General features: G+C 41.2%; 12 protein-coding genes and 1 pseudogene. 7 read left to right on the forward strand and 6 right to left on the reverse strand.

Features of this window, described 5'->3' with window-relative positions; translation table 11 throughout:
• Window positions 1–173 precede the first annotated feature (173 nt).
• The 3 genes from CQ839_RS05125 (at window position 174) to CQ839_RS05135 (ending at window position 4,126) form a co-directional block, all read left to right on the forward strand.
• Window positions 174–2,651, forward strand: a complete 2,478-nt coding sequence (locus tag CQ839_RS05125) for a response regulator (protein WP_103667209.1) — start codon at window positions 174–176, stop codon at window positions 2,649–2,651.
• Window positions 2,652–2,966: 315 nt separating this feature from the next.
• On the forward strand, window positions 2,967–3,584 hold the full coding sequence (locus CQ839_RS05130) for an ABC transporter ATP-binding protein (protein ID WP_103667391.1): 618 nt from the start codon (window positions 2,967–2,969) through the stop codon (window positions 3,582–3,584).
• 86 nt (window positions 3,585–3,670) lie between these two features.
• Complete coding sequence (locus CQ839_RS05135) at window positions 3,671–4,126, forward strand: gas vesicle protein K (protein ID WP_103667210.1); 456 nt, start codon at window positions 3,671–3,673, stop codon at window positions 4,124–4,126.
• A gap of 97 nt (window positions 4,127–4,223) precedes the next feature.
• Here the strand turns inward: CQ839_RS05135 and larC are convergent.
• The 6 genes and pseudogenes from larC to CQ839_RS05165 form a co-directional block, all read right to left on the reverse strand.
• Window positions 4,224–5,620, reverse strand: a pseudogene (gene larC, locus CQ839_RS25945) (nickel pincer cofactor biosynthesis protein LarC).
• 105 nt (window positions 5,621–5,725) lie between these two features.
• Complete coding sequence (locus CQ839_RS05145; protein ID WP_103667211.1) at window positions 5,726–6,823, reverse strand: pentapeptide repeat-containing protein; 1,098 nt, start codon at window positions 6,821–6,823, stop codon at window positions 5,726–5,728.
• 124 nt (window positions 6,824–6,947) lie between these two features.
• On the reverse strand, window positions 6,948–7,886 hold the full coding sequence (gene queG, locus CQ839_RS05150) for a tRNA epoxyqueuosine(34) reductase QueG (protein WP_103667212.1): 939 nt from the start codon (window positions 7,884–7,886) through the stop codon (window positions 6,948–6,950).
• A gap of 81 nt (window positions 7,887–7,967) precedes the next feature.
• Window positions 7,968–9,119 carry a J domain-containing protein gene (locus tag CQ839_RS05155; RefSeq protein ID WP_103667213.1) on the reverse strand — a complete coding sequence of 384 codons (1,152 nt, stop codon included), beginning with the start codon at window positions 9,117–9,119 and terminating at the stop codon, window positions 7,968–7,970.
• A gap of 194 nt (window positions 9,120–9,313) precedes the next feature.
• Window positions 9,314–10,003, reverse strand: coding sequence for a tetratricopeptide repeat protein (locus CQ839_RS05160; protein WP_103667214.1), 690 nt, complete (start codon window positions 10,001–10,003; stop codon window positions 9,314–9,316).
• A 277-nt stretch (window positions 10,004–10,280) separates the two neighbouring features.
• On the reverse strand, window positions 10,281–11,324 hold the full coding sequence (locus CQ839_RS05165; protein WP_103667215.1) for a hypothetical protein: 1,044 nt from the start codon (window positions 11,322–11,324) through the stop codon (window positions 10,281–10,283).
• 713 nt (window positions 11,325–12,037) lie between these two features.
• On the opposite strand from CQ839_RS05165, the gene CQ839_RS05170 reads away from it, so the two are divergent.
• The 4 genes from CQ839_RS05170 (at window position 12,038) to CQ839_RS05185 (ending at window position 15,623) form a co-directional block, all read left to right on the forward strand.
• Entirely contained in the window at window positions 12,038–13,114 is a 1,077-nt protein-coding gene (locus CQ839_RS05170; RefSeq protein ID WP_103667216.1) for a glycosyltransferase family 4 protein, read from the forward strand.
• Window positions 13,115–13,169: 55 nt separating this feature from the next.
• Window positions 13,170–14,465, forward strand: a complete 1,296-nt coding sequence (locus tag CQ839_RS05175) for a glycosyltransferase (RefSeq protein WP_103667392.1) — start codon at window positions 13,170–13,172, stop codon at window positions 14,463–14,465.
• A gap of 92 nt (window positions 14,466–14,557) precedes the next feature.
• Window positions 14,558–14,896 carry a hypothetical protein gene (locus CQ839_RS05180; RefSeq protein WP_103667217.1) on the forward strand — a complete coding sequence of 113 codons (339 nt, stop codon included), beginning with the start codon at window positions 14,558–14,560 and terminating at the stop codon, window positions 14,894–14,896.
• 58 nt (window positions 14,897–14,954) lie between these two features.
• Window positions 14,955–15,623, forward strand: a complete 669-nt coding sequence (locus tag CQ839_RS05185) for a GIN domain-containing protein (protein ID WP_103667218.1) — start codon at window positions 14,955–14,957, stop codon at window positions 15,621–15,623.
• Window positions 15,624–15,655 lie beyond the last annotated feature (32 nt).

Raw genomic sequence — 15,655 nt, forward strand, 5'->3', positions numbered from 1 at the left:
GGGGCAATTCTTGAATTGCCCCTACATTTCGTCATTTTGAGCAAGTCCTAATTTTGCTAATCATATTTTTATAAAAAGAGCTGCTTAGTGGTTCTTTTTATAGAAATATAGCTTTTACTTCAGGACAAAGCACTGTAAGCTTTCTACTAAAGTGATCAAAAGGTGATCAAGTCGTGCAAGCAAAAGAGATCGATGTTTCTCAATCAACGATACTTGTAGTTGACAATCAGCTAGATATTCGCCATGAGCTAGCATCAGCACTGAAAGAACATGGCTATATCGTCAAAGCTACTGGAGATAGTAGTGAGGCTTTGCTATCTGTGCAATCCTGTCCTCCAGACCTGATCCTTTTGAATATATCCATGCCACAAGTAAGTGGCGATGAACTTTATCATGTCCTTAAAGTCGATGCGATCGCTGAAAATATCCCAATTATTTTTACGAGTAGCAATGATGACATTCAAACAAAGCTTCAAGCTTTTGAACGGGGTGGCGTGGACTACATCGTCGTCAAACCGCTTCAACTTGCTGAGCTAATTGCGCGTGTACATACACATTTGACATTACTGCAACTGCAACAGCAACTTGCGCAAAAGAACCATGAATTATCGCAGTCAGCCATTGACCAAGTTGAGATGGTCAAACATCTTCAACGGACGAACTTGTTACTCCATGCGCAAAAAGAGGCTGCGATCGATGGAATTTTTGCCGTCGATGAACAGGGGCGGATCGTCAGTCTTAATCGTCGTTTTTGCGAAATGTGGAATATTCCCCATGACTTATTTATTAATGATGACATTGAGAATGAGTTTTATAACGGATCGCCATTAGGGGCATTTCTAACTAAACCTGATCTTCCCACCGCTTTAATAAATCTGTTAGAGACTACCTACGATGCACCTGATCTAGTTAGACGTGGTGAAATTGTTTATAGAGATCGCATATTTGATTACTACACAAGTCCTGTCAGTTCTGCGCAAAACAAGTTTTTTGGCTTGATTTGGTGTTTTCGCGATATTACTACCAAAAAACATGCAGAGCGGCGACAGACGCAATTAATGGAAGATCTCCGTAAAGCGAAAGAGGAAGCAGAAGGAGCAGTCAGTACCAAAGCAGCATTTCTGGCGATGATGAGCCATGAAATTCGTACACCGATTAATGGGGTGCTCGGCATGACCCAACTCTTAGCAAGTACTGATCTCAACGCCGAACAGAATAAATTTGTACGCACGATCCAAATTAGTGGGGAAATGCTACTTTCGGTAATCAATGATATTTTGGACTTCTCCAAAATTGAATCGGGCAAATTGGAATTAGAAAATGCGCCTCTGGATGTAAAAGCCTTGGTGCGAGATATCTACGATGTGCAGTTACCTAAAGCCAAGGAAAAGAGTCTTAGGTTTGAAGTCATGATGCAGCAACAAGTTCCACCATTTATAATTGGTGATGTGACGCGACTGCGACAAATTTTATTAAATCTGGTTTCAAATGCGCTTAAATTTACGGATAAAGGTTTAGTGCGAATTGGGGTGCGCTTAGCCTCTGAGCAGGTTTGCACTGTCGATAGCCCTTTTCAATTGCTGTTTTCGGTCACTGATACAGGTATTGGCATTAGTACTGAACAGATGCAGCGGCTCTTTCAGCCTTTTTCACAAGCAACGGTTTCTACCTCCCGCAAGTATGGTGGGACTGGACTAGGACTGGTGATTTGCAAGAATTTGGTCGAAAGCATGGGGGGCACAATTCAAGTTGAAAGTAAGGCTAATCAGGGTTCGACTTTTTCATTTACGGTGATGACCCAAATCGCTAAGGAGCAGCCAAGTTATACATTGCAGGATGCGATGAATAAGAGTGTTGCTGGAAAGGTTCGGCTAGGCGATCGCATCCCATTGAAGATTTTGATTGCTGAAGACAACTTAATCAATCAAGAGTTATCCATGGCGATGCTGATTAAGATGGGCTACCAGCCCGATGTTGTCGATAATGGATTGGCAGTGCTAGAAGCTCTACAGGTTAATCATTATGACTTGCTCTTACTAGATGTGCAGATGCCCGAAATGGATGGGCTAGAAACGTCTACCTATTTAGTTAATCATTGGGATGAACTCCATACAGGTTATGAACGTCCTACGATTATTGCGATGACGGCTAGTGCGATGCAGGGCGATCGCGAGATGTGTTTACGGGCTGGCATGGATGATTACATCAGCAAGCCGATTATGATGGATGCGCTGCACCGCACGATCGAAAAATGGGCAGCGGGTTCTCAATTTGATCATGAGAGCACAGATTCAGCATCAAAAGAAGTTATTTCTTCAGTGATTGATCCAGCCGCGATTATGAATCTTGAGCAAATTAATCCCAACCTAATTGGGCGGATGATCAAATTATTCACGATCGAAGAAGCACCGATCCTATTGCAAAACCTTCGACAGGCGATCGCTAATAACAACCTTCAAGAGATTGGCTATAATGCTCATACCCTGAAAGGCAGTAGTAATATTTTGGGAGCTAAAGCATTGGGCAAGCTCTGCCTCGAAGTCGAGCTAAAGAGCAAACGTGGAGACAATCAAGGCTTACCAGAACTATTAGCCAAAATTGATTGGCAATATCAAATTGCTTGTCAAGAACTTGCAAAATTATCCAGCTAGCATTTATACCAAAACACAAAGTGGTGTAGCCACTTTGTGTTTTAAAAACCCTTACAGGGTTTGCTTTTTAATTCACAGAAGTGTTGTTACACTTTTGTGAATAGGCATTATACCAAAACACAAAGTGGCATAGCCACTTTGTGTTCTTAAAACTCTTACAGGGTGTGCTTTTTAATTCATAGAAGTGTTGTCACACTTTTGTAAATTGGTATTAAAAGTATTGGCAGCACTAAGCGCTGCCAATACTTCTTTGGGTTTGCATTGAAGGTTAGAATGGCTAAGCTTAGCTTTGCCATTCTAACCTTCAAAAACTTTATGCTCTCCATCCGCAATCTTTGCTATCACCCTCCCGCCACTCCTGAAGCAATTCTCAACAACATATCCTTTGAGTTACAAGATCGGCAATTGGGCTTGATGGTGGGGCCAAGTGGCTCTGGTAAAAGTACATTACTGGAAATTTTGGCAGGATTTGTCGAATGGAATAGCGGCAGCATTTATTGGAAATCTCAAGAACTGATGCCCGATCACTTACAGCAAATATGCGGGTTAGTGTTTCAGTTTCCTGAACGTCATTTCTGTGGGAGTACGATTTTAGAAGAATTAAGATTAGGGCATATTGATCTAGACGGCGATCGCATACAGTCCGCATTAAGTTCTGTAGGTTTGAGCCATCTCAATCCCAGCAATTCTCCGCAGTCGCTAAGTGGTGGTCAGCAGCGACGGTTAGCACTTGCTGTGCAGTTAATTCGTCAGCCTAGCTTGTTACTGCTAGATGAGCCAACCGCTGGCCTAGATTGGTCAATGCGTAAGCAAATTCTCGGTATATTGCAAGAACTCAAAAAGAATTGGACGATTCTTGTCGTTACCCATGATCCTGAAGAGCTTAACTCGATGGCAGATCAAACTTGGACAATTTCCCATGGCAAGATCTAAAAGTAGCAGGTTGCAGTGCTTTGCACTGCAACCTGCTACTTTGGTTTCCGATGTAAACTAAGCTAAGAAATCTGTGGAATTCCTAAATGACTGATAGTACTGATAGTTTAATCGTCAAACCAAAAAAATCTGGACTTGCTCCATTGATTCTCACGTTGGTGGAATTGTTGCGTCAGTTAATGGAAGCTCAAGTGATTCGGCGGATGGATGCTGAAAAATTAACTGAGTCTGAAATCGAGAAAGCTGCTGATAGCTTGCAAGCTTTAGAACAACAGATTTTTAATCTTTGCGAAGTTCTCGATATTGATCCTGAAGATCTGAATCTTGATTTAGGTGAATTTGGTAAGCTTCTGCCTAAGCGTGGAGCCTATTATCCAGACAAATCATCAAGTGAGTCATCTATTTTGGAACTACTCGATCGCTTAATCAGTACAGGCATCGTTTTGGAAGGTGATGTCCAGATTGGTTTAGCGAATATTAATTTAATTGATCTCAAATTGAAGTTGCTACTGACTTCAGGCGATAAGTCTGCATCTCATTAATTCATCAAGCCCAGCACTCAAGTGCTGGCTAAGAGCTAAAGTCGGTTGAAACCGACTAAAGAATATTTCCACAGTCCACTTCAGTGGACTTGAGCTTTTAGCCAAGAACTTGAGTTATTGGTTTATTTGTTTGTACAAATTTCTCTCCAGCTACCTTAACTATTTCTTGCACTTGTGTTAATGGAATATTTTGCGATCGCGCCAACTTTGCACAGTCCTCATATTCTGGCTGAATTGTACAAAATCCATCGCGCCATGCAATCTTAACTCTTGCCTTGCCAAATTCTGTTTCTACTTCATGGATCTCACGATAGAGAACTTTGCGATCTTGTAAGCGATATCTAATGCCAAGAGTGCTAGTTTCGCGAAAAAGAATTTGTTCACAAATATTTTGGCGATCGCAGGGGCAAATAACCGTAATTAATATCCCATTACGCGATTTTTTCATGCCGATCGCTTGGGTATATACGTCTAAAGCGCCATTTTGCAATAACTGCTCCATCGTATAGGCGATCGCCTGAGCCGTCATATCATCAACTTGCGTTTCTAAGACTGCGATCGTTTCTATACTTTGAAACCCTTGAAATAAGGAAACATCGGGCATTGCCCGATGTTTCTTTATTTCAAGAGTTTTTTTTTGCTTTTACCAACCCACAAACGCAAAGCGTTAGGAATTTCTAAATCCTGCGTACCTGCACCCAGACCTACTTTTTTGATTTTCATTAAGGGAACCTCACCAAACTTTTCACAGAGTGTGACAGCGATCGCAGCTCCTGTAGGTGTAACTAATTCTTTTCTAATCCCATTATCAAACGTAGTCACCTCATGCATTTCCCATAATTTCAATGTGGCAGGAGCTGGCACTGGCATCTTGCCATGATCACAATCAACATAGCCACCACCCGCAGGCAAAGCAGAGCAATAGATCTTATCAACTTCCAGCCAAGCGAAGCCTGCACAGGTACAGACAATATCCACGATCGCATCGATCGCACCAACTTCATGAAAATGTACTGCCTCTGGTGCAATGCCATGTACTGAACCCTCTGCGATCGCGAGTTCTTTAAATGTTGCTAAACTCCAAATTTCAACCTGTTTTGGCAATTTAGCATTACGAATGATCTTCTCAATATCAGGCAAGTGGCGATGAATTTGATGGGAATGATCCTTATGGGAATGTTTATGAGTATGTTCTTCATGGCTATGTTCCTCATGGCTATGAGAATGAACATGATTAGCATGGGAATGATTCTGTTCAATCGCAACGGTAGGTGGCTCTTCGCCGTTATAGTTTAATAATTCAACATGCATTTTTGTCGCTTCGATACCGCCACGATGAACGGATTCTGTCCATAACTTAACTTCATGATCGAGTCCTAATTTATGAACAATATCTTGTAAATATTCTAAAGGTACACCTGCACTCACCAGCGCACCTAGACACATATCACCCGCGATTCCTGTCGGACAATCCAAATATGCAATGCTTCCCATGCTAATCCTTACAGAAGTTATAGAAATCTCCCCTGAATCCTAGCATTTCAAAACCCAAAAAGCTTGAGGTAGAGCTTTGCACTGTCTCTAATCTAGTGCGAGGCATTATTTCTGAGAAAGTCCAATCACACCTTGGATATTTGCGCCTGTCCAAATAGTACTTTCGATAACTACATCAGTTAAATTAGCATTAGCGAGATTGGCATTCTCTAAATTAGTTCCAATTAAGACCGCACCACTCAAATCTGCACCGCCAAAGTAAGCATTTTGAAGGTTTGCGATCGCAAAATTAGCTTGTTTGAGAATTGCCCTACTCAAATCAACTTCCTTCATATCGGCATGATGAAATTTAGTGTTAACACAGGTTGACTGCGACAAAACTGCTCCATACATGTAGGATTGTCTGAGATCGGCATCACTAAGATTAGCTTTAGTAAAGTTAGCAAGGCTCATAGAAGCATCGTTCAAGAATGTATTACATAGAGATGCCCCAACCAGTTGCGCTCCACTTAAGATCGCGCCACCTAAATTCGCGTTGTTCAAAATGGCATTATTTAAAATTGCCTCACTAAAATTTGCCATCAGACATCCAGCCATACTGATATCAGCAAAATCGAGGGAAGCCCCGCATAAATTTGCACGAGTTAATAAAGCGCCCCTTAATTTGGCTCGATTTAGTGTTGCTTTATTGAAGTTCACATTGCTTAAGTTCGCGCCACTAAAATCAGTGTTTTGGAGATTTGCGCCACTGAGATTTGCGCCACTGAGATTTGCACCTTTGAAACTTTCCCCACTTAGATTTACGCCGCGTAAGTCTGCGCCACTGAGATTTGCTATACCAAGATTTATGCCTCTCAATTCTAGTGATCGCAAATCCGTGCTAGCCAGATTGACATCTTGAAGATTTGCCTGACTAAAATTTACCTGATGTAAAATTGCACCACTGAAATTGGCTCCCTGCAAATTGGAATTTACGAAGGCAGCTTCACTTAAATTTGCTCCTGATAGATTTGCTTGATTTAAATCTGTCTTACTTAAGTTGGCTTTAGTTAAGTTTACATGTGACAGATTTGCGCCGACTAGCTTCAACCCAGACAAGTCGGCTTTTTGCAGGTCGATTTCCTCAGGCTGAGTGTTTTCGCGCCAAGCATTCCAGCGCTCGGCACCGTCTTTAATATGTCGAACAATCTTTAGATCAGCCAAGATGGTTTAATTACTCAAAATTTATGTTTAGAGATGATTCTAATTTAAGCTGTTTTCTAGAATAAATCTATACAAGCTAAATGGCTTACCCAACCACCTTAATTCACAGTGATAGGAAGCCCCACTATGAATTATCCCTTACTGTTTTGGCATTGCGTTTCCAGCGATCGCGTTTAATTCGCCTGAGAGCTGAGCCTGTAAAATTTTGATCCCATTCTTGATCAGTCATATTTACCAAATCTTCTAACTGAGGATCAATATTATGGGGAAAAGGTTGAAAATCAGACTCTAAGGTTTCTTGAGCAAATCTCTGATTCCAAGGGCAAACATCTTGGCAAATATCACAACCTGCTACCCAGTTTTGTAAATTAGCCGCGATCGCTTCAGGGAGCTGTTCGGCTTTATTTTCAATCGTGTGAAAAGCAATACAGCGATTAGCATCGACGACGAATGGCTGCGCGATCGCTCCCGTTGGACAAGCATCAAGGCAGCGCGTACAAGTACCGCAATGATCAGTGTGTGGAGTGTCAGGCTCTAGTTCTAAATTTGTTAGCACTTCTCCCAAAAATAGCCAAGAACCATATTCTCGCGTAATTACATTGCTATGTTTGCCAATCCAGCCGATCCCTGCTCTCTGGGCGAAGGCTTTTTCTGCGATCGGACCAGTATCCACATAATATCGAGTTTGAATATTTTCCCCTTGAGTGTTTAACCAAGTTGCCATAGCTTTGAGCTTCTTGGTCAAGACCTTGTGATAGTCACGTCCCCAACCATAGCGGGAAATCTTGCCCACATTGCGATCGCCTGAATGTTGATGCGGAGTGTAGTAGTTTAAAGCTACACAAATTACCGTCTTGACTCCTTCCATCACCTGTGTAATATCTTGCCGCTTGGGATTTGTCATCCACTCCATATCTGCTTGATATCCCAGTGCTAGCCATTCCTGTAGTCGTTCCGCCTCGATGCCAGACTCTGCTTTGGCAATCCCAACTTTACTAAAACCAAGGGCGATCGCTTTTTGTTGAATTGCTAATTTAATTTCAGCTTGCGATAAATTTTCCATAATTATAGTCGCCGTCAGTATTAAACCCAAAAGATGAGAGGCGGCGCGAAGCGCCGCCTCTCATCTTTTGGGTTTAGGGAATTAACCACCACCTAACCAACCAAAAAATCCACCCTTTTTGTCATTCTTTGCTTTAGGATCTGTTTTTGATGCATTAGTGCCGCCAGAATTTGTACCACTGACTTGATCAATATACTGCTTGGCTATAGGTTCATCAGGGTTTAGTTTTAGCGCTTGCAGAAAACTTACTTTTGCCATGCCTGATAACTTTTGATTCATATAGACAAACCCCAACAAAGCATGACATTTGCTATTGTTGCAATCAACTTGGATGGCACTTCGTAGCTCCTTTAAGGCTGAAGCCCATAATTTTTGATTGATGTAGTTTTCGGCTTGGCGGATATATTGAGTGATTGAACCATCAGCAGCATTGCTTTTATTGCTGGCTTGGCTGGAATTACTAGCTTGATTAGTACTTTTTGCTGAAGTGTTAGACGAAGTATTAGTTGTATTAATATTATTGCGCAAAGGCGTTTGAGACTCACTCCGCATTTGATAACTGCTACCAGCACTAGAATAAGATGAATTTGATCTATTTGCCCCTGTGTTATTAACACTGGTATTGCCAGATGAACTTGGTCTAGTAACCGCTGTGTTGCCAGTTTGAATTCTTGTATCATCACCATCAGGTCTTGTAGAAGACATATAGCTAGAGGAGCTTGTAATTGGTGTACTTTGTACAGGTTTATAACCCTCTTGCAGCAGGATATGTACTAGATTTAGTTCACTCAATAAGCCAGTTTGCTCTAGGGCTTTACCTAGATCTTGATACTGGGCTTTAGCTATGTCATGAACAGTTTGTTCATAATTAAAATCTTTCGAGGAAACTAAATATTGTTGGGCTATATTCGACTGCGGCAAAAATTTTTGGTTACGCTTCATTAGGCGCTTGCCTAGAAGTTTTAGAATTGCTGAATATTCTGTCCGCTCTCGTTCTTGGGACAGCACATTGTAAGCAGGATTAACTAACTTAGATAGATATTGAGTAGCGACTTCCTTTTCAGTACTTGATCGTCCATGAATATCAGGATGAAGACATTTGGCAATTAGAAGATATCGCCTACGCACAAGAGAAGATTCCGCTGTCAGTGGTAAGCCCAACACAGCGTAGTAATCATTAAAGTCATATTGACCGATGCCACGATCTATACGAAATGTTCTTGGGTTTTCCACGATCTATCCTCTGTGTTGCTCTACCCAAACAAGGTCTTTTAGATTCAAAAAAATTCTAAACTAGATAAGTAATGATAGCTTACCCACCACTATTACAGGTGCGATCGCTATAATCATATTTTTTCTATAGAATAATATCAATTTTCGATAGTGCGACTACATTGCGATGCCACTCATCTCTTGGATAAAAACAGTTATGAGCCTGCTAAAACTTGTTTTGCTGTTTGAATTTGCTCATTACTAAAACCTGCTTCGTTAAGAAAATTTAAAAATTCAGGATTACGATACCGAGGATCAACTCCGATCGCTTCACGGAAAGTTTTTTTGGCGCTAGTCTGATCGCCTGAGGTCCATTGCGCGATCGCACTAGCAACAAATGGATGAGGATTACTAGGTTCAAGTTCGATCGCTTTCTGAGCATAGGCGATCGCTAGATCATATTGTTTTAAGCGTTGATAAGCAAGACTGAGATTGTAATGGGCGATTTCGTTATCTGTCTTAAGAATTGCTGCCCAGCTATGTAGAACTATAGATTGCGGTAAATCGCCACGCACTAGGTAAACAATGCCGATCGCATTAAATGCTTGCAGTGATGTTGGTGATAAATAAATTGCTTCCCAGAGAGATTCGGCCGCCGCATCATATTTTTTAGAAAGATGCTGTGTCCAGCCGAGGATGATTCGCCCATCTAGGTTACTGGGATCGAGGGCAACTGATTTTTGTAAAGCGGCGATCGCGTCATCAAAACGTTCTTGTTGACGATAGGCAAGTCCCATTTGGCGATATTCATCGGCGGCACGCTTATCGGCTTTGGATGATTTAGGCTGCACTATATTTGGGTTGGTTGTGTTGGTATTAACCGCGATCACAGGTAATACTGACATGATGCTTGTGAGTATTACGTACAAATTCAAACAACCTAATATTTTTAGCGATCGTTTCAAGACAAATTTCCTGCTGGTTATACAAACAAGTGGCAATTCTAATTATTAAACCGATTTTGTCTTTTACAAACAATGCTCGAAACCAAAAAGAGGATGTCGGCGCAAAGCGCCGACATCCTCTTTTTGGTTTGTAACAAGGGAGAGACGGCGCTTCGCACCGTCTCTCCCTTGTAAATAAATTATGTAAAAGGCTCACTCTGCGAGCCTTTTACATAATTTATTTACTTGCAGTCAGTTGTCGATATGCCCTAGACACTAGTTGATCGTTGACAAAAGTAGCATTCATACTTAAGTCAGAACTTGTCCAACTAACTACTACCGCCCCTTTTCCAAACTTGCGATCAATTCCCAACGGCTTTCCTTCAGTTCCTAATATACTTGCCACTTGGTCGTAACGCATTCCCCGATTCAGGCAGACATAGTTTTTGAGATTTACAGCAGGATTACCACAACGGTACTGGGCGGTAGTCATATTGCTGTCATGATGTTGCTTTGGCAAAAGTGCCAAGTTAAGCGATGGACCAGAGAGAGCTTCGATCAACCACAAGGCGGCTATGACCATCACCCCGACAATTAGGACATCTTCAATTACTGATCGCACCAAATTGCGTTGATGGCGACGTTTGATTTGCTGGGTTTTTTCCTTTGTCCAAGTTTCCCAGGGGAAAGTATCAACCCATTGGATCGTGTCATTAAATTTTGCGATCGCATTAATTCGCACGGCATCTAAAGCGCCTCTAGGATCGCGAATCGTGATGCGACTAGCGGTGCGAGCGGCTTGGATAGTCTTGGGATCGACTAACCAGCCACGAAAACGGCGAACTAGATTGCTAACTTTCGATTTCCCTTTAGAAATAGAACTGTCGTTAGCATTACGCACTAGCGATCGTCTAGCAGTATTACGCACAAGAGCATTTTGTGGTAAAGGGGCTGGTGCATCGATTAGTCGAATGTCACGACCCTGTGCTAAGAATGGTGTTGCTTCCCCAATCACATAAAATTCCCATTCAATGCGCCTTACCCCAATTAGCTGTATACGATTGAAATATCGATCAATATTTTGCGTAAATTCGTTGAGGCGATCGCGATCGGCATCAGAAGCAATCAACGTAAAAGCAATGGATAGAACTTGCTGCTCAAACTTGAATTCAGTTTGCTCAGCAGCTACTAGATCCATATAATCGGAAGCAAGACTAGTCAGAACATGCTGCAATTTCTGCCAAGCTTGTCTATCTTCAAGATTTAATCGCACTGCTTTCATGATTTATCCTCATCTTGACCCTAACTAGGTCTCATCATCAGTTTTGCAACTTTTTGAGTATGTGGTTGCTTTGTTGTGTAACAAGCGTGATGTTACCCAAACCCATAGAGTTTTTTAACATGCTTAAAAAATATGGCGACATATTGGCTGTTCAAAATGCAAGAAGCTGATGAGGATCGGTAAGAGTCGGGAGCATATCACTTTTCTTGTTTTAAGGTTTCTTTTGCTTAGTTACTTATTTATATTTTTTAATATCTAGACAGGGTAGTGCTAAAGAGATAGGTATAGGCGGCGCAAAGCGCCGCCTATACCTACCATATAAATACTTTCCTTTTTAGGACAATCCACGAAAGTGTTGTCGCACTTTTGTGAATCGGTATTACGTAGAATTAGGAAAACTGTGAGGACAGGATCATGTATACTTCGCAGATGGCGATGATGCTCAAGGTATTTTAGAAGCGATCGCTCACTATCAATGTTGATAATATAAGGCGCAAAGCCACAAAGCACAGACCACACAAACCACTAAATATTATCATTCCTATCAAGTTTTAATACATTCCTATACAAGTCAAGTAATCCAGCGATTTCGGTATACATGATTTCAATCATCTCTTAGTTATAGTCTCATTAGTTAAGATAACAACCTTTAGATAAATTAGATAAAGAAGTTATCATCGCCTGCGATAAATTTTATAGACAGGAGATTCATAATGAGAATTGCCCAAGTTTCACCACTATGGGAACAAGTTCCTCCCCCCGCCTATGGAGGCACTGAACTAGTAGTAAGTTTACTTACTGAAGAATTAGTCAAACGTGGTCATGATGTCACTCTATTTGCTTCAGGAGATTCTACAACTTCAGCCAAATTAGAATCTGTTCATCCTAGAGCTTTACGATTGGATACTAGTGTTAAAGATCCTAATATCTATGACATGTTGAATATGACACGAGTCTATGAGAATGCAGATCAATTTGACATTATTCATTCTCATGTTGGTTGCGTCGCACTGCCCTACGTTAACCTAGTAAAAACACCTACAGTTCATACTTTGCATGGTATTTTCACGCCCGACAACGAGAAATTATTTACCCATGTACGTAAACAACCTTTTATCAGTATTTCTAATTCCCAAAGGGATACAAATTTAGGCTTAAACTATGTATCCACAGTTTATAACGGCATCGCTCCTAATACTTATAGCTTTTATAACCAGCCAGAACATCCACCGTATCTGGCTTTTTTGGGTCGGATGTCACCTGAGAAAGGAGCGCATTTAGCGATCGCTATTGCTAAACAGTCAGGGTGGCATCTCAAAATGGCGGGTAAAGTTGATTCCGTAGATTTAGATTATTTCGAGACTCAGATTCGCCCTCATATTGATGGTCAGCAAATTGAATTTCTCGGTGAAGCTAATCACCAACAAAAAAATATTCTCATGGGTGGAGCCGTTGCTACTCTTTTCCCGATTACATGGAAAGAACCTTTTGGACTGGTAATGATTGAATCAATGGTCACAGGAACGCCTGTAATTGCTATGAGTTTAGGCTCGGCTCCTGAAGTGATTTCTCATGGAGTAAGTGGATTTCTCTGTCAGACTGTCACTGAATGTGTAGATGCGATCGCTCTTGCTGCCCAGTTAGATCGGCTGGCTTGTCGCGAGCATGTCCTCATAAATTTCACTGCGAAACGAATGGCAGATGGCTATGAGGCGGTATATCAAAAGATTTTAGCCGAGAAATATTCTCGAAATGGGCAAAAGCGCGATTTGGTAATGCTAACCCACTAGAGAGTTAATGGAGCAAAGCGCCATTAACTCTCTCATACACAATGAGAAAAATATTATGATTAGTTTGAATAGACAGGCGATCGCTCTTATTTCTGATCATGCTGATCCTGCGGCGGAGATTGGATTAGAGGAGGCTGGCGGACAGAATGTATATGTGCGCCATGTGGGTGAAACCCTTGCGGCTCTTGGTTGGCAAGTGGATATGTTTACGCGCAAAAGCCATGCTGATGATGATGTGATTGTGCAGCATTCACCCCATTGTCGAACGATTCGCCTCAAAGCAGGTGAAGAAGCTTATATTCCTAGAGATCGCTTGTTTGATCATATGCCAGAGTTTGTGGACTCATTTCAATCATTCCAAAGGAGTCAGGGTATGAATTATCCCTTAATTCATACTAATTACTGGCTATCAGCTTGGGCAGGAATGGAGTTGCAAAAAACCAGCGGTATCCAATTGGTGCATACTTACCATTCATTGGGAGCCGTAAAATATCAATCTCAAGTGGAGATTCCTCAAGTTGCGAACATTCGCTTGAGGATTGAGCGAGAGATTTTAGAACGGGCTAATTGTGTCGTAGCAACTAGTCCTCAAGAGCAAGAGACTTTGCGATCGCTTGTTTCGACTCGTGGGCAGATCGAAGTTATTCCCTGTGGAACTGATACTGCTAACTTTCGACTAACATCGAAGACTCATGCTCGCGCTAAATTGAAACTAGATAACTGCGAAAAAATCATACTCTATGTTGGGAGATTTGATGAAAGGAAGGGAATTGAAACTTTAGTAAGAGCTTTTGCACTCCTTAAAAGCCATGATCTCAAAAATCTCAAGTTGATTATTGTCGGAGGCAGTTCGGTAAATATGCCTGACGGGGCAGAAAGAATAAGGATTGAAAATATTGTAGATGAACTAGGACTTAAGGATTCTACATTTTTTGCAGGTAGGATTGGGCATGATATTTTACCGCTTTACTATACTGCGGCTGATGTTTGCGTGATCCCTAGCCATTATGAGCCTTTTGGTTTAGTTGCGATCGAGGCTATGGCATGTGGTGTGCCTGTAGTTGCTTCTAATGTTGGTGGCTTGAGGTTTACGATCATTCCTGAAGAAACAGGGTTATTAGTAGAACCGAAAAATATTGAAGCTTTTGCTAATGGTATTCATCGAATTCTGTTTGATGAATTATGGGTCAGAAAAATGCGGAAACAGGCTTCAGCCAATGTAAATCAGCGATTTAGTTGGATGGGAGTAACGATCCAATTGAGCGAACTCTATCGCCATGTTTTAGCGCGATCGATTATGCATGAGCAGGCTTGGAGTTATAAGATGCCAAGTATAAATAGATCGGCGTAGATCAATTCATTCAAGAAATTAAGCAATCGCCTGTCATAGTGAAAATTTTACGTCTCTAGAGAGTGAATTATTGATAACTATAGACAATCCAAATGGATAGTAATACCAAATTAATACTCATTAAAGTCATTCACACTCTGATTTGGATATTCTTCAACTTTGTGATTTTCTATATGCTTTATGCGGCGATCGCTAACAAAATCGATGTCTGGCTATGGATTGGCTATGGCTTGATAATGCTAGAAGGAATAGCCTTGCCAACTTTTAAACTCCAATGCCCATTGACTTTGATGGCTCGAAAATACTCAAATTCCACAGAAGATAATTTCGCAATTTATCTTCCTAATTGGTTATCCAAGTACACGATGTTAATTTACACATCGATTTTAACAATTATCTTTATCATTACCATCTACCAAATTATGAATTGAGAAACATGATAGCTATAGAAAAATATCAATTCATTATGATTGCCAAGCGAGTAATTTAATGAAAAATAAGTGGATATATCGTTTGACTGTATTTTTAGTGTCTTTAATTATATTTACAGGCTGCTCTTTGAGCTTGATTGGAATTAGAGGAGATGGAGTCTTCAAAACTGAGTCTAGAGAAGTAACTTCGTTCTCCTCTATTTCCTTTAAATCTGTAGGTAAGCTCAAGGTGATCCAGAATGGGAAAGAGTCTCTTACGATCATTGCCGAGGAAAATATTCTCCCAATCCTAGAGAGTCATGTGGCTGATAAAACCTTGTATATCAACAATGTAAACGGGTCAAGCGTCAATCCAACTAAGCCTGTTGAATTTGTGGTAGAGGTTAAGACTCTAGAGAATTTGTACACTAAAGCAGTTGGTAGCATAGAAGTCAACGGTATTCAGGGTAAACGGTTATCGGTTTCGCTTGATGGTGTGGGTAGTGTGGCGATTGCAGGAAATGTTGATGTACTAGATCTCGACCTTTCTGGAGTCGGAAGCTTTGATGGCAAAGATTTGGAGATAAAGCAAGCTACAGTTCGGAATAAAGGTGTCGGTAGTGCATTGGTCAATGTTAGTGAACAGTTGGATGCATCAGTATCAGGTATTGGGTCAATAGAGTATATTGGCTCTCCCCAAGTTACGGAATTTGTGAAAGGGCTGGGGGGAATCAAGAAAAGAAGTTAAAAGCGGACGTTTCAGATAAAAAATCAAGTGAA

Origin of the sequence: Pseudanabaena sp. BC1403 (assembly GCF_002914585.1) — a bacterium.
Taxonomy (GTDB): Bacteria; Cyanobacteriota; Cyanobacteriia; order Pseudanabaenales; family Pseudanabaenaceae; genus Pseudanabaena.

Coding starts and splice junctions, on each gene's coding strand:
- CQ839_RS05130 (WP_103667391.1), top strand. CDS start 2,967: ATGCTCTCCATCCGCAATCTTTGCTATCACCCTCCCGCCACTCCTGAA.
- CQ839_RS05135 (WP_103667210.1), top strand. CDS start 3,671: ATGACTGATAGTACTGATAGTTTAATCGTCAAACCAAAAAAATCTGGA.
- queG (WP_103667212.1), bottom strand. CDS start 7,886: ATGGAAAATTTATCGCAAGCTGAAATTAAATTAGCAATTCAACAAAAA.
- CQ839_RS05160 (WP_103667214.1), bottom strand. CDS start 10,003: ATGTCAGTATTACCTGTGATCGCGGTTAATACCAACACAACCAACCCA.
- CQ839_RS05165 (WP_103667215.1), bottom strand. CDS start 11,324: ATGAAAGCAGTGCGATTAAATCTTGAAGATAGACAAGCTTGGCAGAAA.
- CQ839_RS05170 (WP_103667216.1), top strand. CDS start 12,038: ATGAGAATTGCCCAAGTTTCACCACTATGGGAACAAGTTCCTCCCCCC.
- CQ839_RS05175 (WP_103667392.1), top strand. CDS start 13,170: ATGATTAGTTTGAATAGACAGGCGATCGCTCTTATTTCTGATCATGCT.
- CQ839_RS05180 (WP_103667217.1), top strand. CDS start 14,558: ATGGATAGTAATACCAAATTAATACTCATTAAAGTCATTCACACTCTG.
- CQ839_RS05185 (WP_103667218.1), top strand. CDS start 14,955: ATGAAAAATAAGTGGATATATCGTTTGACTGTATTTTTAGTGTCTTTA.